Source organism: Aquicoccus sp., assembly GCF_041686535.1.
Classification (GTDB): domain Bacteria; phylum Pseudomonadota; class Alphaproteobacteria; order Rhodobacterales; family Rhodobacteraceae; genus Aquicoccus.
In genome coordinates, this window is sequence record NZ_JAWLDS010000012.1 from 1 (window position 1) to 21,037 (window position 21,037).

Here is a 21,037-nt window from a genome sequence, read left to right on the forward strand (position 1 = left end):
AGGGTGAGGGCGGTGAGTTCGGGGGTCATTGATATCTACGCAAGCGCCTCATTCCACCGCCGTCAATGTCTCGCGCGCCTTGGCGATTTCCTCATCGAGAGAACGCCCTTCCTCATGCGCCTTGACGATCCGCTTCAGGACGGCACGCAGGCGGGCGGCCTCGCCGGGGGCGGCGGGGCGGGCGCGGGCAAAGAAATCCGTGTCAAGCGGCGGGTTATCGTCGTAGTTCTCGGGCGGTTTGGGGCGGGCGGTCATGGAATTTCCCTCCGGTTGGCCTTGCGCAGCGATATTACGCGGATGCGGTCCTTGCGCCAAGCATAGACAAGAACGTGGTATCTCTGTCCGATCATGCCAAGGGCCTGCATGCGCGTTTCGCCATAGTCATAACGGGTATCCTCGGCCTCTATCGCTGTGCTCCAGTCGAAATTCTCAACAGCCTCGAAGGGGACACCGTGCTTGGCCAGGTTTTGTGCGGCCTTTTCGATGTCCCATTCATAAAGTAGGGAAGTCACCTGCCTTACAAATCCATCAGCAACCGCCGCGGGTCTTCCAGCGCCTCTTTCACGCGCACGAGGAAGGTCACGGCGCCCTTGCCGTCGACGATGCGGTGATCGTAGCTGAGGGCGAGATACATCATCGGGCGGATCACGATCTCGCCTTTCACGACCATGGGGCGCTCCTGGATCTTGTGCATGCCGAGGATGCCCGATTGCGGCGGGTTGAGGATGGGCGATGACATGAGCGAGCCATAGACGCCGCCATTGGAGAGCGTGAAGGTGCCGCCCTGCATCTCGGCCATGGAAAGCTTGCCGTCGCGGGCGCGTTTGCCTTTCTCGCCGATCTCTTTCTCAATCTGGGCGAAGGATTTCGAGTCCACGTCGCGGATCACCGGCACGACGAGGCCCTGCGGGGTGCCCGCGGCGACGCCCATATGCACGAAATTCTTGTAGACGACATCGGTGCCGTCGATCTCGGCATTGACCTCGGGCACTTCCTTGAGGGCATGGACGCAGGCCTTGGTGAAGAAGGACATGAAGCCCAGCCGCACGCCGTGTTTCTTCTCGAACTCGTCCTTGTAGGTGTTGCGCAGGTCCATCACCGCGCCCATGTCGACCTCGTTATAGGTGGTCAGGATCGCGGCGGTGTTCTGCGCGTCCTTGAGGCGGCGGGCAATGGTCTGGCGCAGTCGGGTCATCTTGACCCGTTCCTCGCGCGCGGCATCATCGGCCGCCACCGGCGCGCGCTGCGTGCTGGTGGCGGGTTTGGGCTCGGGCGCCGGGGTGCTGGTGCGGGCATCGGACGTGCCTGCGGCAATGGCCTTTTGCACGTCTTCCTTCATGATCCGCCCGTCGCGGCCCGTGCCCTTGACCTGCGAGGGGTCGAGCCCGGCCTCGGCCATCATCTTTTCGGCCGAAGGGGCGTTCTCGACATCCTTTCCGGTGGCTTCGTCATCGCCGCTTTCCTGCGCCTCTTCGGCGCCCGGACGCAACCCGGGTTCGACGGTGCCATCGGCCGAGCCGCTGATCCGGGCCAGTTTGGCGCTGGCCTCGACCGTGCTGCCCTCTTCGGCGAGGATCTCGGCCAGAACGCCGGCGGCCGGTGCGGGCACCTCGACCGAGACCTTGTCGGTTTCCAGCTCGCAGAGCATCTCGTCCTGCGCGACGCTGTCGCCGACCTTCTTGAACCAGGTCGAGACGGTGGCCTCGCTCACGCTTTCCCCAAGGGCCGGGACCATCACATCGACGGTGTCACCGTCGCTTTTCGCGGGGGCCTTGGCGGGCTTGGCGGGTTTGTCTTCCTTGGCGGGTTTGTCTTCGGACTTCGGCTTTTCGGGCGTTGCCTCGCCGCTTTCCGAGATCATCGCCAGGAGCGCATCCACCCCCACGGTGTCGCCCTCGGCGGCGACGATCTCGCCCAGCGTTCCGGCGGCGGGCGAGGGCACCTCGACCGTGACCTTGTCGGTTTCCAGTTCGCACAGCATTTCATCCACCGTGACGGTATCGCCGGGTTGCTTGAACCAGGTGGCGACGGTGGCTTCGGTGACGCTTTCGCCCAGGGTGGGCACGCGGACTTCGGTTGCCATGTATCAGTTCCCTTCCAGATTGAGCGCGTCTTTGACCAGCGCGTCCTGTTGTGCCTTGTGCTGTTTTGCCAAGCCCGTTGCGGGCGAGGCCGCGGCGGGGCGCCCGACATAGGCGGGGCGTTCGTGCTTGGCCTTGATGCGGCCCAGCACCCATTCGATATTGGGTTCGATGAAGCTCCAGGCGCCCTGGTTCTTGGGTTCTTCCTGGCACCAGATCATTTCGGCCTTCTTGAACCGTTCGAGCTCTTTCACGAGGCTCATCGCGGGGAAGGGGTAGAACTGCTCGATCCTGAGCAGGTAGATGTCGTCGATCCCGGCCTCGTCGCGCGCTTCGAGCAGGTCGTAATAGACCTTGCCCGAACACATCACCACGCGGCGAACCTTGTCATCGGCCACCAGCCTGGTGTCGGAATGGCCCTTCTCGGCGTCGTCCCAGAGCACGCGGTGAAAGCTTGACCCGATGGTGAAATCCTCGGCGTTCGAGACCGCCAGCTTGTGCCGGAGCAGCGATTTCGGCGTCATCAGGATGAGCGGCTTGCGGAACGAGCGGTGCAATTGCCTCCGCAGGATGTGGAAATAGTTGGCTGGCGTGGTGCAATTGGCCACGATCCAGTTGTCGCCGCCGCACATTTGCAGGAACCGCTCAAGCCGGGCCGAGGAGTGCTCGGGCCCCTGGCCCTCGTAGCCATGCGGCAAAAGGACGGTCAGCCCCGACATGCGCAGCCACTTGCTTTCACCCGAACTGATGAACTGGTCGAACATGATCTGCGCACCGTTGGCGAAATCGCCGAACTGCGCCTCCCACAGGGTGAGTGCGTTGGGTTCGGCGAGGCTGTAGCCGTATTCGAACCCCAGCACCGCGTATTCCGAGAGCATCGAGTCGATGACCTCGTATTGCGCCTGGCCCTCGCGGATGTTGTTGAGCGGGAAATAGCGATCCTCGGTTTCCTGATCGATCAGGCCGGAATGGCGCTGGCTGAACGTTCCGCGGGTGCTGTCCTGGCCGGACAGGCGCACCGGGTATCCTTCGGTCAGCAGCGAGCCGAAGGCCAGCGCCTCGCTCGTGGCCCAGTCGAAGCCGTGCCCGGTTTCGAACATCTCGCGCTTGGCGTCGAGCAGGCGTGAAACCGTCCGGTGCAGCGGGAAGCCTTCGGGCGCGCGGGTCAGCGCGTGCCCCACCTCTTCCATCGTCTCGGTCTTGATCGCGGTTTCGCCGCGCTGGTATTCGTCGGCGTCACGCTTGTCGAGATGGCTCCAGCGGCCATCGAGCCAGTCGGCCTTGTTGGGCTTGTAATCCTTGCCGGCCTCGAACTCGTCGTTGAGATAGGCCTGGAATGCGGCCTTCATGTCCTCGATCTCGCCCTCGGGAATCAGCCCGTCCTGAACCAGGCGGTCGGTATAGAGGCTGAGCGTGGTCTTGTGCGTCTTGATCCGCTTGTACATCACCGGGTTGGTGAACATCGGCTCGTCGCCCTCGTTATGACCGAAGCGGCGATAGCAGAACACGTCGATGACCACGTCCTTGTGGAACTTCTGGCGGAACTCGGTCGCGACCTTGGCGGCGTGGACCACCGCCTCGGGATCGTCGCCGTTGACGTGGAAGATGGGCGCCTCGACCATCAGCGCGATATCGGTGGGATAGGGCGACGAGCGCGACAGGTGCGGCGCGGTGGTAAACCCGATCTGGTTGTTGACGATGATATGGATCGTGCCGCCCGTCTTGTGCCCCTTGAGGCCCGAAAGCCCGAAACATTCGGCAACCACGCCCTGACCGGCAAAGGCCGCATCGCCATGCAAAAGCACCGGGATAACCTGACTGCGCTTCTCATCGCTCAACTGGTCCTGCTTGGCGCGGACCTTGCCCAGCACCACCGGGTTGACCGCTTCGAGATGCGAGGGGTTGGCGGTGAGCGACAGGTGCACGGTGTTGCCGTCGAACTCGCGGTCGGAACTGGCGCCGAGGTGGTACTTCACATCGCCCGACCCATCGACCTCGTCGGGTTTGAAGCTGCCGCCCTGGAACTCGTTGAAAATGGCGCGATAGGGTTTGCCCATCACGTTGGCCAGCACCGAGAGCCGGCCGCGGTGGGGCATGCCGATCACGACTTCCTTGGCGCCGAGGCTGCCGCCGCGCTTGATGATCTGCTCCATCGCGGGAATGAGCGCCTCGCCCCCGTCAAGTCCGAACCGCTTGGTGCCCATGTACTTGACATGCAGGAACTTCTCGAAGCCCTCGGCCTCGACAAGCTTGTTGAGGATCGCCTTGCGCCCGTTCTTGGTAAAGGCGATCTCCTTGCCATAGCCCTCGATCCGCTCCTTGAGCCAGCCGGCCTGTTCGGGATCGGAGATATGCATGTATTGCAGCGCAAAGGTGCCGCAATAGGTGCGCTTCACGATGTCGATGATCTCGCGCATCGTGGCGAAATCGAGCCCCAGGACCTTGTCGATGAAGATCGGCCGGTCCATGTCGGCCTCGGTGAAACCGTAGGATTTCGGGTCAAGCTCGGGATGCGGGGTCTGGCTGCGCATGCCCAGCGGGTCGAGATCGGCCACGAGGTGGCCGCGGATGCGATAGGCGCGGATGATCATCAGCGCGCGGATCGAATCGAGCACGGCACGCTTGATCGCCTCGTCGGTGACCTCGACACCCGCGGCGCTGGCCTTGTCGCGGATCTTCTCGGCGGCGGTTTCCATCTCGTCGGGCAGCGGCGCCCAGTCGCCGGTCAAGGCACCGGTCAGATCGTCCTGCGGCATGGGCGGCCAGTCACGGCGCGCCCAGCTTGGCCCCTTGGCCTCGGCCTGCACGTCTTTTTCGGTATCGCCCATCTGCTTGAAGAACTCGATCCAGCCTTCATCGACCGATCCGGGGTCATCGGTATATCGCGCGTAAAGCTGTTCGAGATACTCGGCATTGTGCCCCTGCATGAAGGAGGAGGCACGAAACTGGTCATTGGGGGAATGTTCGGTCATGGCGATTACCTCGTGGGTTGAGGACCGTAATCATTGGGGCCGGGTTGGCTGGGGCGGGTCAGCCACCAGACGACAAGAATGAACAGGGCGATCTGGATCAGCCAGATCACCGCAAATCCGCCCAGTCCGAAGCCCGGCATCGGCATCGCCCCGTGTGACATCATCCCCAGCATGCCGCCGGTAAAGATGAGGCCAAGTCCAAAAGACACAAGGACAGGCAGGAGCAGCCACCAGCCGGGGCGCCCGGTGTCGTGCATTCTGCGCCACCCCACGGCCAGGAATGGCAGCAGGGTGGCAAGCTGAAACAGGGGCGCGAAGATGCGTGTCGCCTGGCCGTGCGGGTCCGGCTCTGTGGATGTGCCGAACACCAGCGCATCAAGCACGCCAAAGACCAACCCGCCAAGGAACACGAACAGCGCGAACCACCAGAATTCAGGGCGCGCCGCGCGGCCCGAAAAAGCGACGTATTTCTGCATCAGGCAGGTTTTCACGCTGGTCTGGAAATCCATCGCCGGCACTTTCCCGATCAGCCCTTGTCGATCGCGGCTAACATCGCCTCACCAAGCTGGGCAGGGCTGTCGGCGACCACGATCCCGGCGCTGCGCATGGCCTCGATCTTGTCGTCGGCGCCGCCCTTGCCACCGGCGACGATGGCGCCCGCGTGGCCCATGCGACGGCCCGGGGGGGCGGTGCGCCCGGCGATGAAGCCCGCGACCGGTTTCTTGCGGCCCTTCCTGGCCTCGTCTTTCAGGAATTGCGCGGCCTCTTCCTCGGCCGATCCGCCGATCTCGCCGATCATGATGATGCTTTGCGTCTCGTCATCGGCGAGGAACCATTCCAGCACGTCGATATGCTCGGTTCCCTTGATCGGATCGCCGCCGATACCCACGCAGGTCGATTGGCCCAGCCCCACGTCTGTGGTCTGCTTGACCGCCTCGTAGGTGAGCGTGCCCGAACGCGAAACCACCCCGCAGGAGCCGCGCTTGTGGATATGGCCGGGCATGATGCCGATCTTGCAGGCGTCGGGCGTGATCACGCCGGGGCAGTTGGGGCCGATCAGGACCGATGTGCTGTCTTCCAGCGCGCGCTTGACCTTCATCATGTCGAGCACCGGAATGCCCTCGGTGATGCAGACGATCACCTCCATCTGCGCGTCGATCGCCTCGAGGATCGAATCCGCGGCAAAGGGCGGCGGCACGTAGATCACGGTGGCGTTGGCGTCGGTCTCGTGGCGCGCTTCGTGAACGCTGTTGAACACGGGCAGGTCGAGATGCGTCTGCCCGCCCTTGCCCGGCGTCACGCCGCCGACCATCTTGGTGCCATAGGCGATGGCCTGTTCGGAATGGAACGTGCCCTGCGAGCCGGTGAAGCCCTGACAGATGACATTGGTATTTTCGTCGATGAGAACTGCCATTTTCTTATCCCTTCACCGCTTTCACGATCTTTTCCGCGCCGTCCTTGAGGTCGTCGGCGGCGATCACGTCGAGGCCGGAATTCTTGATGATCTCCTTGCCCTTCTCGACATTGGTGCCTTCGAGCCGCACCACGAGCGGCACCTTGAGGCCGACCTCCTTCACCGCGGCGATCACGCCCTCGGCGATCACGTCACAGCGCATGATGCCGCCGAAGATGTTGACGAGGATGCCCTTGACCTGCGGATCGCTGGTGATGATCTTGAACGCCTCGGTCACCTTGTCCTTGGTCGCACCACCGCCCACGTCGAGGAAGTTGGCAGGCTCGGCGCCGTAAAGCTTGATGATGTCCATCGTCGCCATGGCAAGGCCCGCACCGTTCACCATGCAGCCGATTTCACCGTCGAGCGCGATATAGTTGAGGTCGTATTTGCTGGCCTCAAGCTCCTTGGGGTCTTCCTCGGTCGTGTCGCGCAGGTCGGCGATGTCGGGGTGGCGATAGATCGCGTTGCCGTCGAACCCCATCTTGGCATCGAGGCATTTGAGATCGCCCTTGTCGGTGAGGATCAGCGGGTTGATCTCAAGCATCTCGACATCTTTTTCGATGAAGAGCTTGTAGAGCGTGCCCATCAGCGCGACGCATTGTTTCACCTGCGCGCCGGTCAGACCCAGCATGAAGGCGATGCGGCGGCCATGGAACGGCTGATAGCCGGTGGCCGGATCGACCGAGAAGCTCAGGATTTTCTCGGGCGTGCTTTCGGCGACTTCCTCGATATCCATGCCGCCCTCGGTCGAGGCGACGAAGGAGACGCGGCTGGTTTGCCGGTCGACCAGAAGGGCGAGGTAGAATTCCTTCTCGATGTCCGAGCCGTCCTCGATATAGATGCGGTTGACCTGCTTGCCCGCCGGGCCGGTCTGTTTGGTGACCAGCGTGCGGCCCAGCATCCGCTTGGCTTCAAGCTCGGCCTCCTCCACGGACTTGGCAAGGCGCACACCGCCCTTTTCGCCGGCATCGGCCTCCTTGAAGCTGCCCTTGCCGCGGCCGCCCGCGTGGATCTGTGCCTTGACCACCCAGAGCGGTCCGTCCATTTCGCCCGCGGCGGTCTTGGCCTCTTCGGCCCGGGTCACCACGCGCCCGTCGCTGACCGGCGCACCATAAGAGCGCAACAGCGCCTTGGCCTGATATTCGTGAATGTTCATCGGCTCACCTGTGTGGTTTACGTTGCCCTTCCTAGTGGCATATGCTTTTCCGAAACCTAAGTGCAAATCGAATGATACATGGAATTTCGCAGAATTTTTACATTTTGTGATCACACGATTTCCGGCTGTGATCACAAAATGAGACATGCACCGTTTCTCAGGTTGCGGAAAGAGAATCATCCCGGCACGCTGGACTTGCACCGATTGATATGGAACCTTTCGTCGCAGGCTGGAAAGGGCGGGCCGATGAAAGCGGCGGCACCGTGGCGGGGATGAGCGCGCCAGGCTGGGGCATCGTGATGACCGCGCGCGAGCCGGGCAACCTGGTGCTGGCGAACGTGGCCTATCACCTTGGCCTCGGCGCGGGCGAGGCGCATGTCTATCTCGACGACCCGGACGATCGGGCAGCCGAAACGCTGGCCGCGTTGCCCGGCGTGCGATTGACCCTCTGCGACACGGATCATTGGCAACGCCTGGCGCGGCGGCGCCCCGAGGGGCAGAACCGGCGGCAGGGACTCAATGCGACCCATGCCTATCGCCTGGCCGATGTCGACTGGCTGATTCATCTCGATGCCGACGAATTCTTGCGTCCGATGCGCGGTGTTGCGGCGATGCACGCGGAACTGGCCGCCTTTCCGCGTGGGTTCGGGTATGTCTCGGTGCCCCCGGCCGAGCGGGTCATGCCCCGCGATGCAGCGCAGGTGGGGCTGTTCGACGGGGTGTTTCGCCGCCCCGCGCGGGTGCCGCCGCGCCTGCATCGCGCGCTTTACGGCGAGGCGGCGGATTTCCTCGATGGCGGGATGTGCAGCCATGCCAGCGGCAAGGCGTTCACACCCACCGGGTTCGACTACCAGATCCGCATTCACCGGCCCCGCGCGGGCAAGACAGACCCTCTGCCCGCCCATTCTGCGCTGAAGGCACAGGCGGTGGAGCTGCTGCATTTCGACGGGCTGACGCCGCTGCACTGGTTGGTCAAGCTCCTGCGCTACGGTGAACACGCGGCCGAGGTTCAGGCCGGGATGAACGGACCGCACCGGATGCGGCAGGTGGCCGCGCTTCGCGATGCAGGGGATATCGCCGCGGTGCGGGCGCTTTACGAGCGGGTGCAGGTTCTTGCGCCCGCGCAGAAGGCGCGGCTGGCCGCGCTGGGATTGTGCGACACCGCGCCTTTCGATCCGGCGCCGGTCATCGCGCGGGTGCTCGAAGATGTGCCCGACCTGTCGGCAGCGCGCTTTGACGCCGATTTGCGCCGGGCGCATGAAAACAGTCCCAATCCGCGCCTTGCGGAGCTGGTCGGCCGGTGGCCCGGCTGACCATCAAGGCGGGCGCGGCGCGCCCCCGGTGACCCGCCCGACCCTGCCCGGGATGTGGATTCGCGGTGGAAAATGAAAGATGACCATGGGACAGTTCGCGCAAGGCAAGCAACACGACGAGAGGTGAGGAATGCAGGCAACGCCGGCAAGATGGTCCGTCGTGGCGACGGTGGCGGAACGCCCCGAGCCGCTCTTGGCCTTTGCCGCGCATCACGCCCTGCTCGGCGCGCATCGGATTCATCTTTACCTCGATCGCCCCGATCCGGACCTCAAGGCGCGCCTGGAACAGGTGCCCGGCTGCGATGTGACACTGTGTGACGATGCCCATTGGAAACGCCTGACCGGTGGCGCGCGACCCAAGCCGGTGGAGGCACGACAGATCGAGAACGCGGCCGATGCCTATCGCAGATCCGATGCGGATTGGCTGGCCCATCTCGATGGTGACGAGTTCATCAGTTGCACGCGAGAGCTTGGCATCGAGCTGGCGCATGTGCCGGAGGCGTTCTCGCTCGTGCACCTGGACGTGCGCGAGCGCGTTTACCTGGAACGCGACACCGATCCGGACCTGTTCTCCGGCGTGTTTCGCAAGCATTACAAGGCGCGCTTCGGCAATCAGCAGCATGTGCTGGGTGACCTGGCCCGCTATGCCGATGGCGGCTTTTTCGGACATGCGGTCGGAAAGTGCCTCGTCCGGACAGGGCGGGAGGGGTTGATCATGGGCATTCATCGCCCGCGCCCCATGCGAACGGAGGGCCGCCGCATGGAGCGCCCGCGGCGCATCACCGCCAGCAGCGCGGTGTTGCTGCATTTCGACGGCCTGACAGAGCGCCACTGGATCGAAAAGGTGAAACGCTATTGCACGCTCAAGCGGCCGGAGGGGGATATGAGGCGGGCGCAGGCCCGCAGGCGCCTGCTGGAGTTTTTCGACGCTCACATGCACGATGACGCGGCCTTGCTGGCCTTTCATCGCCGTATGAAAGTGCTTTCAAAGTCCGGGGAACGGACGTTGCGCGCCCTGGGCCTGATCGAGGATGCGGCGATCGATCCGAGGGCGGGACTGGCGCATTTCGGGCTGGCAGACAGCCTGGACCTTTCCGCGCGCAGCTTTGACCGGGCCCCGGCCGCCGCGCAGGAGAGCGGCCGATGAAAAGGGGCCCGCAGCGGTCGCAGCGGGCCCCTCATACATCATTTCACGGCATTCACGCCAGCGAGCTGTCGATCTCCTTGCAGGCCTTCACAAGACCCTTCACGGCATCGACCGACTTGTCGAACATCGCCTGCTCGTCCTTGGTGAGCTTGATGTCGATCACCCGCTCGACCCCGCCCGCGCCGATCACCGTGGGCACGCCCACGTAAAACCCTTCGAGCCCGTAGGGGCCATCGACATGGGCCGCGCAGGGCAGCACGCGCTTTTGATCCTTGAGATAGGAGATTGCCATTTCGATCGCGCTGGTGGCCGGGGCGTAATAGGCGCTGCCGGTTTTCAGAAGGCCGACGATCTCGGCGCCGCCGTCACGGGTGCGCTGCACGATCGCGTCGAGCTTGTCCTGCGTGGTCCAGCCCATCTTGACAAGGTCGGGCAGGGGGATGCCCGCAACGGTGGAATAGCGCGTGAGCGGGACCATCGTGTCGCCGTGCCCGCCCAGCACGAAGGCGGTGACATCGCGCATCGAGACCTTGAATTCCTCGGACAGGAAATGCCGGAACCGGGCCGAGTCGAGAACGCCCGCCATGCCGCAGACCTTCTCATGCGGCAGGCCCGAGAACTCGCGCAGCGCCCAGACCATCGCATCGAGCGGGTTGGTGATGCAGATCACGAACGCGTCCGGTGCATTGGCCTTGATGCCTTCGCCCACGGCCTTCATGACCTTGAGGTTGATACCCAGAAGGTCATCGCGGCTCATCCCCGGCTTGCGCGGCACACCGGCGGTGACGATGCACACATCGGCGCCCGCGATATCGGCATAATCCTGCGTGCCCTTGAGCTTCACGTCGAACCCTTCCGAGGGGCCGGATTCCGCGATGTCGAGCGCCTTGCCTTCGGGGATGCCCTCGGCGATGTCGAACAGGATGATATCGCCCAGCTCTTTCATTGCCGCCATATGGGCAAGGGTGCCGCCGATCATGCCTGCGCCGATCAGTGCGATTTTGGGTCTGGCCATTTGGTTTCACTCCGGGTGGTTGCCAATTTCGCGACTGCCTAAGCCGATCCGGCGCGCACTGCAAGGGTTCCACGTCGTGACGCGGCGGTCATGTCGGCCTGTCGCGCCCGTGCGTGAAAGGTTAAAGAGGTTGGGAAACCGTAATTTAACGAGGACCATCCCGTGCCGCCACTGGACCTGAGCTTTTTTGCCATCGCCGGCCCAGCGGTTGTTTTCGCGGGCATATCCAAGGGCGGTTTCGGCTCGGGCGCGGCCTTTGCCTCGGCGGCGATTCTGGCGCTGGTGATGGAGCCGGGGGCGGCCATCGGGGTCATGTTGCCGCTCCTGATGCTGATCGACCTGGCCACGCTCAAACCCTATTGGAAACGCTGGAACACGCATGACGCGCTCGTGCTGATCCTTGGCTCGCTGCCCGGCGTGGTGCTTGGCGCGGCCTTCTACACGGTGGCCGATGCCGACCATCTGCGGCTCTTGATCGGCGGGATCGCGCTCTTGTTCGTGGCCTGGCAGATCGCCGGGCGGGCCGGGAAAATTCCCGTGGCGGGGCGGCCCATACCGCTCTGGGGTGGGTTGGTGGCCGGGCTGGCGGCGGGGTTCACCAGTTTCGTGGCCCATGCCGGGGGGCCTGCGGCGGCGGTCTACCTCTTGTCGAAGCGCCCCGGCAAGACCGAGTTCCAGGCCACCACCGTGATCGTGTTCTGGGCCAACAACGTCCTCAAGGCCGCGCCTTACGGGATGCTGGGCATCTTCACCGCCGAAACCCTCTGGGCCGACCTGTGGCTGGCGCCGTTCGCGCTTTTCGGCACATGGCTGGGGGTGCGTGCGCATTTCGCCATTCCCGAACGGGTGTTCTTTGGCCTCACCTATGTACTCCTGTCCGTGACGGGGGCCAAGCTCGTTTGGGACGGGCTGACTTGAACCGACATCCCTGAAAGAAGCTGTCAGGTGACAGTGATGCGCCCTTTGGCGTCACCCGGAACAGCGGCGCAGCCGCCCGGGTAGCACACGGCCGCCCCGACGTGCCGGAGGCACGCCTTCGGCGTGACCGGGTGCTTTGGACGGGGTGTGCGCCGTGCGAGGCAAGGGATGACGCGGAGAGATAAAGTGCCTGCCGCATATGCCGTGCGCACCCGACCGCGGCCGTGCGCTTCCTTGCCGTTGCGTTCTGCCGCGCCCGCCTCTTCTGCGCTGCGGCGAGAAATCTCTTGAACATTTCGAGCAAAAAATGCTCTATCCGCAACAATATTACCGGAGAATCCCATGACCGTGCGCCCCTACCGTTCCGTCCTCTACATCCCCGGCTCGAAAGAGCGCGCGCTCGACAAGGCGCGGGGGCTGCCGGTGGATGCGATCATCTTTGATCTTGAGGACGCGGTGACACCAGATGCCAAGGTCGAGGCCCGCGCCACGCTGGCCAAGGCGCTCAAGGAGGGCGGCTATGGCAACCGGGCAAGGATCGTGCGGATCAACGCGCTCGATACCCAATGGGGCCGCGAGGATGCGCTGGCGGTCAAGGAGATGGAGGCCGATGCCATCCTCTTGCCAAAGGTCAACAACGCGCTCGACGTGCAGGCGCTGGGCGACCTGGTGGGCAAGATGCCGATCTGGGCGATGATGGAGACCTGCCACGGCGCCTGGAACGCGATGGAGGTGGCCGCGCATCCGCAGGTGCACGGGTTCGTCGCGGGGACCAACGACCTCGCCAAGGAGCTCAACTGCCGCGCCCGGGCCGACCGTCTGCCGCTGATGGGCGCGCTCCAGATGATGCTGCTGGCGGCGCGAGCGCATGGGGTCGTGGCGGTCGATGGCGTCTATAACCAGTTCAAGGACGACGAGGGCCTGCGCACCGAATGCGAACAGGGCCGCGACCTGGGCTTTGACGGCAAGACCCTCATCCACCCCGCGCAGGTCGACGTGACCAACGCCGTCTTTTCGCCGTCCGAGGCCGAGATCGACCTCGCCCGCCGCCAGATCGAAGCCTTCGAGGAAGTCGAGCGCACCGGGCAGGGGGTCGCCGTGGTCGATGGCAAGATCGTCGAGAACCTGCATGTCGAGACTGCGAAAAAGGTGCTTTCGATGGCCAGTTCGATCGCCTCATTGTAGGGTGGGGGCCAACCCACCGTTCCGAACGAAAAGGCATCCCCATGACCCTTCTGATCCTCGGCGTCCTTCTGTGGTCGCTTGCCCATCTCTTCAAGCGTCTTGCCCCGGCTCGCCGTGCCGCGATGGGCGACAGGGCCAAGGGCGGCGTGGCGCTGGCGCTTCTGGTGTCGCTGGTGCTCATGGTGGTCGGTTATCGCGCGGCCGACCCCGGCACGATCTTCTGGGGCCGCTCGCCGATGATGACGGGGATCAACAACCTGTTGATGCTGGTCTCGGTCTATCTCTTTGCCGCCTCGGGGATGAAAACCCGCGCCGCACGGATCATCCGCCACCCGCAGCTGACGGCGGTCAAGGCATGGGCACTGGGGCATCTGCTGGTCAATGGCGATCTGCCGTCGTTCATCCTCTTTGGCGGGCTGCTGGCCTGGGCGGTGGTCGAGGTGATCCTGATCAACCGCCAGACCGAATGGCAGAAACCCGCCCCCGCACCGATGGGCAAGGAAGTCGGCGCCCTCGTCGGCACCGTCGTCGTGTTCGGGGTGATTTCGCTCATCCATGCGTGGCTGGGCTATTACCCCTTCGGGTGATCCGCAAAATCAGGAGTGTGCGCATATGGCCAAGACCAATCCGGGCCGGTTCTTCGAGGATTACAGACTGGGCGAGGTGATCGATCACGCCGTCCCGCGCACCGTGGGCGAGGGCGAGCGCGCGCTCTACCACGCGCTCTACCCGGCGCGGCACGCGCTTTACTCGTCGGACGTGTTCGCGGCTGAATGCGGGCTGGAGGGCAGCCCGCTGGATGACCTCGCCGCGTTCCACGTGGTGTTCGGCAAGACCGTGCCCGACATCTCGCTCAACGCGGTGGCCAATCTCGGCTATGCCGAAGGGCGCTGGCTCAGGCCCGTCTATCCCGGCGACACGCTGCGTTCGGTGTCCGAGGTGATCGGCCTCAAGCAGAACTCCAACGGCAAATCCGGTGTCGTCTGGGTGCGCACCACCGGGCTCAACCAGATGGACGAGCCGGTGCTGAGCTATGTGCGCTGGGTGATGGTGCGCAAGAACGATACGGATGCCCCCGCGCCCGAAACCGTGGTGCCCGACCTCAAACCGGCGCTGGATGCTGCCGATCTGGCGGTCCCCGAGGGGCTTGATTTCACGGGCTACGATTTCGCGCTCGCGGGCGAGGCGCATCGCTGTGGCGACTACGCGGTGGGCGAGGTGATCGACCATGTGGACGGCGTCACCATCGAGGAGGCCGAGCACATGATCGCCACGCGCCTGTGGCAGAACACCGCCAAGGTGCATTTCGATGCCACCTTCCGCCCCGATGGCCAGCGGCTCATCTATGGCGGGCACGTGATCTCGATGGCCCGCGCGCTGTCGTTCAACGGGCTGGCCAATGCGCAGATGATCGCGGGGCTGAACGGCGGGGCACATGCCAACCCGTGCTTTGCCGGACTGACGGTCAAGGCATGGTCCGAAGTGCTCGACAAGGCCGAGACACCCGCGCCGGGTGTCGGCGCGATCCGCCTGCGGCTTGTGGCCACCTCGGACGGGTCGGTGGGCGAATTGAAGGGCGCGGATGGCAAATACCGTCCGGGCGTCCTGCTCGATCTCGACTACTGGGCGTTGATGCCGGTTTGACGGCATTCACATATGTGATCACAAATCAGACTCGACGCACCGGAGCATGGGGGCGACTTGTGCGGATTTAATGCATCAAGCTTATTTGTGATCACACGAATATTTCCGTGATCACAAATAGTCGGATTCTTCGAGGAATTTACCCAAAACCGTCGCGTCACATGTCAAACACCCGTGACACCGCCCTGCAATCCGTTTTAATCATGTGGCAGGCATCGCACGTATACTGACGTGTGCAAACCGAACAACAGGGGGATCGCCCATGGCCGAGACAAAACCCGTCGAACGCCCGCTCAGCCCGCATATCCAGATTTACCGCCCGCAGCTCACCTCGATCACCTCGATCCTGACGCGGATCACAGGCAATGCGCTCATCGTCGCCGTGATCCTCGTGGTCTGGTGGCTGCTCGCGGCGGCGGTGTCGGATGCGTCTTTCGCCACCGCCAACGCGGTGATGACCTCCTGGTTCGGCGACCTGGTGATGACGCTCTCGCTGCTGGGCATCTGGTATCATTACCTTGCCGGGCTGCGGCATCTCTATTTCGACGCGGGCCATGGGCTCGAGATCGAAACCGCCGAGAAGCTGGGCATCGCCTGTCTCGTCGGGTCGGTCGTCCTGACCGTCATCACCATCCTGATCGTGTGAGGGCCGAGCCATGCGTTACCTGACCGACCGCAAACGCGCCGAAGGCAAGGGGGCCGCGCATACCGGCACCGAACATCACTGGTACATGACCGTCAGTTCCGTCGGCCTGGCCTTCCTGGTGCCCACCTTCCTGATCGTCTTCGGCAGCGCGCTGGGCGGCACACGCGAAGAGGTGCTGGCCACGTTCGCGCGCCCCTTCCCGGCAATCCTGACCGCGCTCACCCTGCTGGTGGGGATGATGCATTTCAAGAACGGCGCCAAGATGATGATCGAGGATTACTGGCAGGGCACCCTGCGCAAGGCGCTGATCATGCTCGTGGTGGGCCTGAGCTGGACCATCATCGCCACCGGGCTTTACGCGCTCGCCAAGATCGCACTTTGAAGGATTGACCATGGCTGCTTACGAATACGAAACACATGAATATGACGTGGTCGTGGTCGGCGCCGGTGGCGCGGGCCTGCGTGCCACGCTGGGCATGGCCGAGCAGGGTTTGCGCACCGCCTGCGTGACCAAGGTCTTCCCGACCCGCTCGCATACTGTCGCGGCGCAGGGCGGTATCGCCGCCTCTCTGTCGAACATGGGTCCCGACCACTGGCAATGGCACATGTTCGATACCGTCAAAGGGTCTGACTACCTGGGCGACACCGACGCGATGGAATACCTTGCCCGCGAGGCGCCCAAGGCCGTGTACGAGTTGGAGCATTACGGCGTGCCCTTCTCGCGCACCGAAGAGGGCAAGATCTATCAACGTCCTTTTGGTGGCCACACCACCGAGTTCGGCGAAGGCCCCGCGGTGCAACGCACCTGTGCCGCCGCCGACCGCACCGGCCACGCGATCCTGCACACGCTCTACGGACAAAGCCTCAAGGAGAAGGCCGAGTTCTATGTAGAGTATTTCGCCATCGACCTCGTCATGAGCGACGACGGCGCCTGCACCGGCGTGGTGTGCTGGAAACTCGATGACGGCACCATGCATGTGTTCAACGCCAAGATGGTCGTGCTGGCCACCGGCGGCTATGGCCGCGCCTATTTCAGCGCGACCTCGGCCCATACCTGCACCGGCGACGGCAACGGCATGGTGGCGCGCGCGGGCCTGCCGCTTCAGGACATGGAATTCGTGCAGTTCCACCCCACCGGCATCTATGGCGCGGGCTGTCTCATCACCGAGGGCGCTCGCGGCGAGGGCGGATACCTCACCAATTCCGAGGGCGAACGCTTCATGGAGCGTTATGCGCCCCAGTACAAGGATCTCGCCCCGCGCGACTATGTCAGCCGCTCGATGACCATGGAAATCCGCGAGGGCCGCGGCGTCGGCCCCGAGGGCGATCACATCCACCTCAACCTCAGCCACCTGCCCGCCGACGCGCTGCAACTGCGCCTGCCCGGAATCTCGGAAAGCGCGCGCATCTTTGCCGGCGTCGATGTCACCAAGGAACCGATCCCTGTGCTGCCCACGGTGCATTACAACATGGGCGGCATCCCCACGAATTACTGGGGCGAGGTGCTCAACCCCACCAAGAGCGATCCCAATGCAGTGGTGCCCGGCCTCATGGCCGTGGGCGAGGCCGCCTGTGCCTCGGTGCATGGCGCCAACCGGCTTGGCTCCAACTCTCTCATCGACCTCGTGGTCTTTGGCCGTGCCGCCGCGATCCGCGCGGGCAAGGTGGTCGATGCTGAATCCGCCAACCCAGCCCTCAACACGGCATCGGTGGACAAGGCGTTCGACCGGTTCGACGGGCTGCGCCATGCCAAGGGTAGCGTCCCGACCGCCGAATTGCGGCTCGAGATGCAAAAGACCATGCAATCCGACGCTGCCGTGTTCCGCGCCGCCAAGACCCTCTCCGACGGGGTCGAAAAGATGATCTCCATCGCCGGCAAGGTGGATGACCTTTCGGTTACCGACCGAAGCCTGGTGTGGAACAGCGACCTGATGGAGACGCTGGAACTGACCAACCTCATGCCCAACGCGATGGCCACCATCGTCAGTGCCGAGGCCCGCAAGGAAAGCCGCGGTGCCCACGCGCACGAGGATCACCCCGAGCGCGACGACAAGAACTGGCGTGTGCACAGCATCGCGCGGGTCGATGGCGCCGAGGTGACGCTTTCCTATCGCGACGTGATCAAGGATCCGCTCACCACCGAGAAAGAGGGCGGCATCGCGATCAAGAAAATCGCGCCCAAGGCGCGGACGTTCTAAGGAGACCGACAATGGTTCAACTGACTCTACCAAAGAACAGTCGCATGACCACTGGCAAGACCTGGCCAAAGCCCGAGGGCAAGAACGTGCGCAAGTTCCAGATCTATCGGTGGAACCCCGATGACGGCAAGAATCCGCAGATCGATACCTATTTCGTCGATCTCGACGATTGCGGGCCGATGGTTCTGGATGCGCTGATCTACATCAAGAACAATATCGACCCGACGCTGACCTTCCGCCGCTCGTGCCGCGAGGGGATCTGCGGCTCCTGCGCGATGAATATCGACGGGATCAACACGCTGGCCTGCATCTATGGCATGGACGAGGTCAAGGGCGACGTGAAGATCTATCCGCTTCCGCACATGCCGGTGGTCAAGGATCTCATTCCCGACCTCACGCATTTCTATGCCCAGCATGCCAGCATCATGCCGTGGCTGGAAACCAAGACCAACCGCCCCGCGAAAGAGTGGAAACAGTCGATCGAGGATCGCGAGAAACTCGACGGGCTCTATGAATGCGTGATGTGCGCGTGCTGTTCGACCTCCTGCCCGTCTTACTGGTGGAATGGCGACAAGTATCTCGGCCCGGCCGCGCTCCTGCATGCCTATCGCTGGATCATCGATTCCCGCGACGAGGCCACGGGCGAACGGCTCGACGATCTCGAAGATCCGTTCAAGCTCTACCGCTGCCACACCATCATGAACTGCACCAAGACCTGCCCCAAGGGCCTGAACCCGGCCAAGTCGATTGCCGAGATCAAGCGCATGATGGTCAACCGCGTGGTGTGACCGCCGCTCGGGGCGACGGGATCGCGAGTCCGTGCTAACCTTCCCGCGAGGGAGGATTGCACGATGGAAACCACCATATGCCTCGGCACCACCAAGGGGGCCTTTCTGATCACCTCATCCGGTGAACGGGCCGATTGGCGCGTCTCCGGTCCGCATTGCGACGGCTGGCCGATCAATCATGTGCTCGGCGACCCCGTGTCCGGTTCGATCTGGGCGGCGGGTGGCGGCGAATGGCATGGCGCCGGGGTCTGGCACTCGGACGATGGCGGGCAAAACTGGACCCTGTCGCATCTCGCGGGCGGGCTTGTCGATGAATGGGCGGCCAGTGATTCCGACCTCGCCGCGATGATCGGCTGGGAGCCCAAGGATTTCCCCTTCCCTGGCGAGATCGACGCGATCTGGTCGCTGCATCATGCCCGTGGCGCGCTCTATGCCGGTGCCAAGCCCGCGAACCTCTACGTGAGCCGCGACAACGGCAGGACATGGGAACGCAACGCGGCCTTGGCGGAGTTTCCCGGCCGTGACGACTGGAACCCCGGCGCGGCAGGGCTGACACTGCACACGATCCTTACCGTCCCTGACGATCCGGCGCGGATGTGGCTGGGCATTTCCGCCGCGGGCGTCTTCGCAACCGAGGATGGCGGCGCAAGCTGGGATCGGCGCAACCGGTTGTCAAACGCGGCGGCGCAGGCGACGCATGACCACCCCGCCGCACCCTCCGGGGGCGAGATCGGCCATTGCGTGCACAACATGGCCCGTGCCGCCGATGGCACGATCTACCAGCAGAACCACCACGGCACATGGCGGTCACGCGATGACGGGCGCCATTGGGATGACATTGGCACCGGCCTGCCCTCGACATTCGGATTTCCGATCGCGGTGCATCCCTCCGATCCGCACTCGCTCTGGGTGATCCCCCTCAATGGCGACATGGCGGGTCGGTTTCCCCCGGACGCCCGCGCGGCGGTCTGGAAATCGACCGACGGCGGCGAGACATGGAGCGACAAGCGCGCCGGCCTGCCGGGCGAGTCCTGTTTCTTCACGGTTCTCAGGCAGGCCATGGCGACCGACCGGGCCGATCCGGCGGGCGTCTATTTCGGTACCAACACCGGCTCGCTCTTTGCCAGTTTCGACGCGGGCGAAACCTGGTCCGAAATCGCCCGCCACCTGCCCACGATCCTCTCGGTCGAAGTGACGACCCGTTGAACTGGCTCCGGATCGCGAGGACCAGCGCGCTGGCTGTGACGGCAGAGTTCATGCCGCCGCCTTTTCTCCAATTGATGCGCGCGTTATGGAACGGGTTCCACGCCTGCCCGCTGCAAGAGGCCCTGAATGATCATCGTTGTCGGCCTGATCCTGGCCTTCATTCTGATCCTGATCTTTTCCAACCGCGCCATGCGCCATTGCCGCTGGCGTGCGCAGGGCATGGACGATGACGGCAAGCGCGACTTTCGCTGCATGGCCTGCGGTGCACGCACGACCACGTCCGACGGCAACCCGCCACGCGTCTGCCTGCGTCCGGACGCGCCGCACGGGCGTTGATATCGTGCCTGGTTGCGATTTGGGTCCGCATGTCCGAATGTCGCGTGAAACCGAACCGGAGGACCGCCATGCACCCGCCCGCCGACGCCGATGCCCGCCGCGCCATCGCGCCCGTGATCTGCTATCCCAACGACAGCCTGCCCGCGCCCGATCTCGCGCTCTACCGCGCGGCGCGGGACGGCGCCGACAAGGCCGGCGAGGTGCTGGTGCCGCCGCGCGATGCCCGGGCCTTCCGCGTGCCCGCCGGGCATGTCTTTCGCATTTCCTCGGTCGAGGGGCCACAGGTGGGCGACCTCAACCTGTGGAACGCGCATGACCTTTCCGAACGCTTCTACTCGGGCAAGTCCCGCGCGCTGCATGGCACGCATCTGGCAACGGGCGAGCGGATGTGGTCGTCCTTCCCGCATCTGCGCCCGATGGCCACCATCATCGAGGACACGCTTTCATGGTATGGGATCGACAAGTATGGCGGATCGGTCCATGACGTGATCGGCACGCGGTGCGATCCCTATACCGGCAACCTGCTCTCGGGCACCCAGTATCACCATTGCTGTCATTCGAACCTGACCCGCGCGCTGGCCGACGAAACCGGCATGACCGTGCACGAGGCCGAACCGCATGTGCACGACGTGCTCAACGTCTTCATGTGCACCGGCTTCACCCGCGACACCGGGCAATATTTCATGAAGGCGTCGCCGGTGCGGCCCGGCGATCATCTCGACTTCTTCGCCGAGATCGACCTTCTGGGCGCGTTGTCGGCCTGTCCGGGGGGCGATTGCTCGTCCGAGCATTCCTCGGATGCGGCCGCCTGTCACCCGCTCCTGGTCGAGGTCTTTGCCCCGCAGCCGGGCGCGCTGGATGGGTGGACCTCGCCGCCGGTCAACGGCTATGATCGCAGCCACGGGCGCTGACCGGCGCGCGCCGGGTTAACCAAGTTTATCGTGAAAAATACCCGGCATACCCCGGCAGCCGGATG

Annotated in this window: 21 protein-coding genes; 13 read left to right on the top strand and 8 right to left on the bottom strand. The window is 64.1% G+C overall.

What is annotated here, in order from left to right; genetic code table 11:
• Window positions 1-48 precede the first annotated feature (48 nt).
• The 7 genes from ACESL9_RS04650 to sucC are packed head-to-tail and all read right to left on the bottom strand — an operon-like array spanning window position 49 to window position 7,665.
• The gene (locus ACESL9_RS04650) at window positions 49-255 is read right to left on the bottom strand and encodes a hypothetical protein (RefSeq protein ID WP_372613653.1); all 207 of its coding nucleotides are present in this window, start codon (window positions 253-255) and stop codon (window positions 49-51) included.
• On the bottom strand, window positions 252-512 hold the full coding sequence (locus ACESL9_RS04655; RefSeq protein ID WP_372613651.1) for a BrnT family toxin: 261 nt from the start codon (window positions 510-512) through the stop codon (window positions 252-254). The genes ACESL9_RS04650 and ACESL9_RS04655 overlap by 4 nt, the downstream gene beginning before the upstream one ends.
• 5 nt (window positions 513-517) lie before the next feature.
• Complete coding sequence (odhB, locus tag ACESL9_RS04660) at window positions 518-2,083, bottom strand: 2-oxoglutarate dehydrogenase complex dihydrolipoyllysine-residue succinyltransferase (RefSeq protein WP_372674554.1); 1,566 nt, start codon at window positions 2,081-2,083, stop codon at window positions 518-520.
• Between the two features lie 3 nt (window positions 2,084-2,086).
• The gene (locus ACESL9_RS04665; RefSeq protein ID WP_372613647.1) at window positions 2,087-5,053 is read right to left on the bottom strand and encodes a 2-oxoglutarate dehydrogenase E1 component; all 2,967 of its coding nucleotides are present in this window, start codon (window positions 5,051-5,053) and stop codon (window positions 2,087-2,089) included.
• A 5-nt stretch (window positions 5,054-5,058) separates the two neighbouring features.
• On the bottom strand, window positions 5,059-5,562 hold the full coding sequence (locus ACESL9_RS04670) for a DUF805 domain-containing protein (protein WP_372613645.1): 504 nt from the start codon (window positions 5,560-5,562) through the stop codon (window positions 5,059-5,061).
• A 17-nt stretch (window positions 5,563-5,579) separates the two neighbouring features.
• The gene (gene sucD / locus ACESL9_RS04675) at window positions 5,580-6,467 is read right to left on the bottom strand and encodes a succinate--CoA ligase subunit alpha (protein ID WP_372613644.1); all 888 of its coding nucleotides are present in this window, start codon (window positions 6,465-6,467) and stop codon (window positions 5,580-5,582) included.
• A gap of 4 nt (window positions 6,468-6,471) precedes the next feature.
• Window positions 6,472-7,665 carry an ADP-forming succinate--CoA ligase subunit beta gene (sucC, locus tag ACESL9_RS04680; protein WP_372674555.1) on the bottom strand — a complete coding sequence of 398 codons (1,194 nt, stop codon included), beginning with the start codon at window positions 7,663-7,665 and terminating at the stop codon, window positions 6,472-6,474.
• A gap of 209 nt (window positions 7,666-7,874) precedes the next feature.
• Between sucC and ACESL9_RS04685 the strand changes: the two genes are divergently transcribed.
• Both ACESL9_RS04685 and ACESL9_RS04690 read left to right on the top strand, forming a co-directional pair.
• The gene (locus ACESL9_RS04685) at window positions 7,875-8,978 is read left to right on the top strand and encodes a glycosyltransferase family 2 protein (protein ID WP_372674556.1); all 1,104 of its coding nucleotides are present in this window, start codon (window positions 7,875-7,877) and stop codon (window positions 8,976-8,978) included.
• Between the two features lie 130 nt (window positions 8,979-9,108).
• Window positions 9,109-10,125: a glycosyltransferase family 2 protein gene (locus tag ACESL9_RS04690; RefSeq protein ID WP_372613870.1), complete on the top strand. Its 1,017-nt coding sequence runs from the start codon at window positions 9,109-9,111 to the stop codon at window positions 10,123-10,125.
• A gap of 52 nt (window positions 10,126-10,177) precedes the next feature.
• Here the strand turns inward: ACESL9_RS04690 and mdh are convergent, their stop codons facing one another.
• The gene (gene mdh / locus ACESL9_RS04695) at window positions 10,178-11,140 is read right to left on the bottom strand and encodes a malate dehydrogenase (protein WP_372613872.1); all 963 of its coding nucleotides are present in this window, start codon (window positions 11,138-11,140) and stop codon (window positions 10,178-10,180) included.
• Window positions 11,141-11,302: 162 nt separating this feature from the next.
• Here mdh and ACESL9_RS04700 point away from each other — a divergent pair, with 162 nt between their 5' ends.
• From ACESL9_RS04700 to ACESL9_RS04750, 11 genes are all read left to right on the top strand, one after another.
• Complete coding sequence (locus ACESL9_RS04700) at window positions 11,303-12,058, top strand: sulfite exporter TauE/SafE family protein (RefSeq protein WP_372674557.1); 756 nt, start codon at window positions 11,303-11,305, stop codon at window positions 12,056-12,058.
• A 342-nt stretch (window positions 12,059-12,400) separates the two neighbouring features.
• Window positions 12,401-13,243 (top strand): HpcH/HpaI aldolase/citrate lyase family protein, encoded by an 843-nt coding sequence (locus ACESL9_RS04705; RefSeq protein ID WP_372613876.1) that lies wholly within the window; start codon window positions 12,401-12,403, stop codon window positions 13,241-13,243.
• 41 nt (window positions 13,244-13,284) lie between these two features.
• Window positions 13,285-13,830: an NnrU family protein gene (locus ACESL9_RS04710; protein ID WP_372613878.1), complete on the top strand. Its 546-nt coding sequence runs from the start codon at window positions 13,285-13,287 to the stop codon at window positions 13,828-13,830.
• 25 nt (window positions 13,831-13,855) lie between these two features.
• Entirely contained in the window at window positions 13,856-14,887 is a 1,032-nt protein-coding gene (locus ACESL9_RS04715; RefSeq protein WP_372613880.1) for a MaoC family dehydratase, read from the top strand.
• 262 nt (window positions 14,888-15,149) lie between these two features.
• The gene (gene sdhC, locus ACESL9_RS04720) at window positions 15,150-15,533 is read left to right on the top strand and encodes a succinate dehydrogenase, cytochrome b556 subunit (RefSeq protein ID WP_372613882.1); all 384 of its coding nucleotides are present in this window, start codon (window positions 15,150-15,152) and stop codon (window positions 15,531-15,533) included.
• A 10-nt stretch (window positions 15,534-15,543) separates the two neighbouring features.
• The gene (gene sdhD, locus ACESL9_RS04725; protein ID WP_372613884.1) at window positions 15,544-15,915 is read left to right on the top strand and encodes a succinate dehydrogenase, hydrophobic membrane anchor protein; all 372 of its coding nucleotides are present in this window, start codon (window positions 15,544-15,546) and stop codon (window positions 15,913-15,915) included.
• A 10-nt stretch (window positions 15,916-15,925) separates the two neighbouring features.
• On the top strand, window positions 15,926-17,731 hold the full coding sequence (sdhA, locus tag ACESL9_RS04730; RefSeq protein ID WP_372613886.1) for a succinate dehydrogenase flavoprotein subunit: 1,806 nt from the start codon (window positions 15,926-15,928) through the stop codon (window positions 17,729-17,731).
• Window positions 17,732-17,742: 11 nt separating this feature from the next.
• Complete coding sequence (locus tag ACESL9_RS04735; RefSeq protein WP_372613888.1) at window positions 17,743-18,519, top strand: succinate dehydrogenase iron-sulfur subunit; 777 nt, start codon at window positions 17,743-17,745, stop codon at window positions 18,517-18,519.
• Between the two features lie 63 nt (window positions 18,520-18,582).
• Window positions 18,583-19,725, top strand: a complete 1,143-nt coding sequence (locus ACESL9_RS04740; protein WP_372613890.1) for a WD40/YVTN/BNR-like repeat-containing protein — start codon at window positions 18,583-18,585, stop codon at window positions 19,723-19,725.
• 126 nt (window positions 19,726-19,851) lie between these two features.
• Window positions 19,852-20,061, top strand: a complete 210-nt coding sequence (locus ACESL9_RS04745; RefSeq protein ID WP_372613892.1) for a hypothetical protein — start codon at window positions 19,852-19,854, stop codon at window positions 20,059-20,061.
• Between the two features lie 68 nt (window positions 20,062-20,129).
• Window positions 20,130-20,972, top strand: coding sequence for an urea carboxylase-associated family protein (locus tag ACESL9_RS04750; protein ID WP_372674558.1), 843 nt, complete (start codon window positions 20,130-20,132; stop codon window positions 20,970-20,972).
• Window positions 20,973-21,037 lie beyond the last annotated feature (65 nt).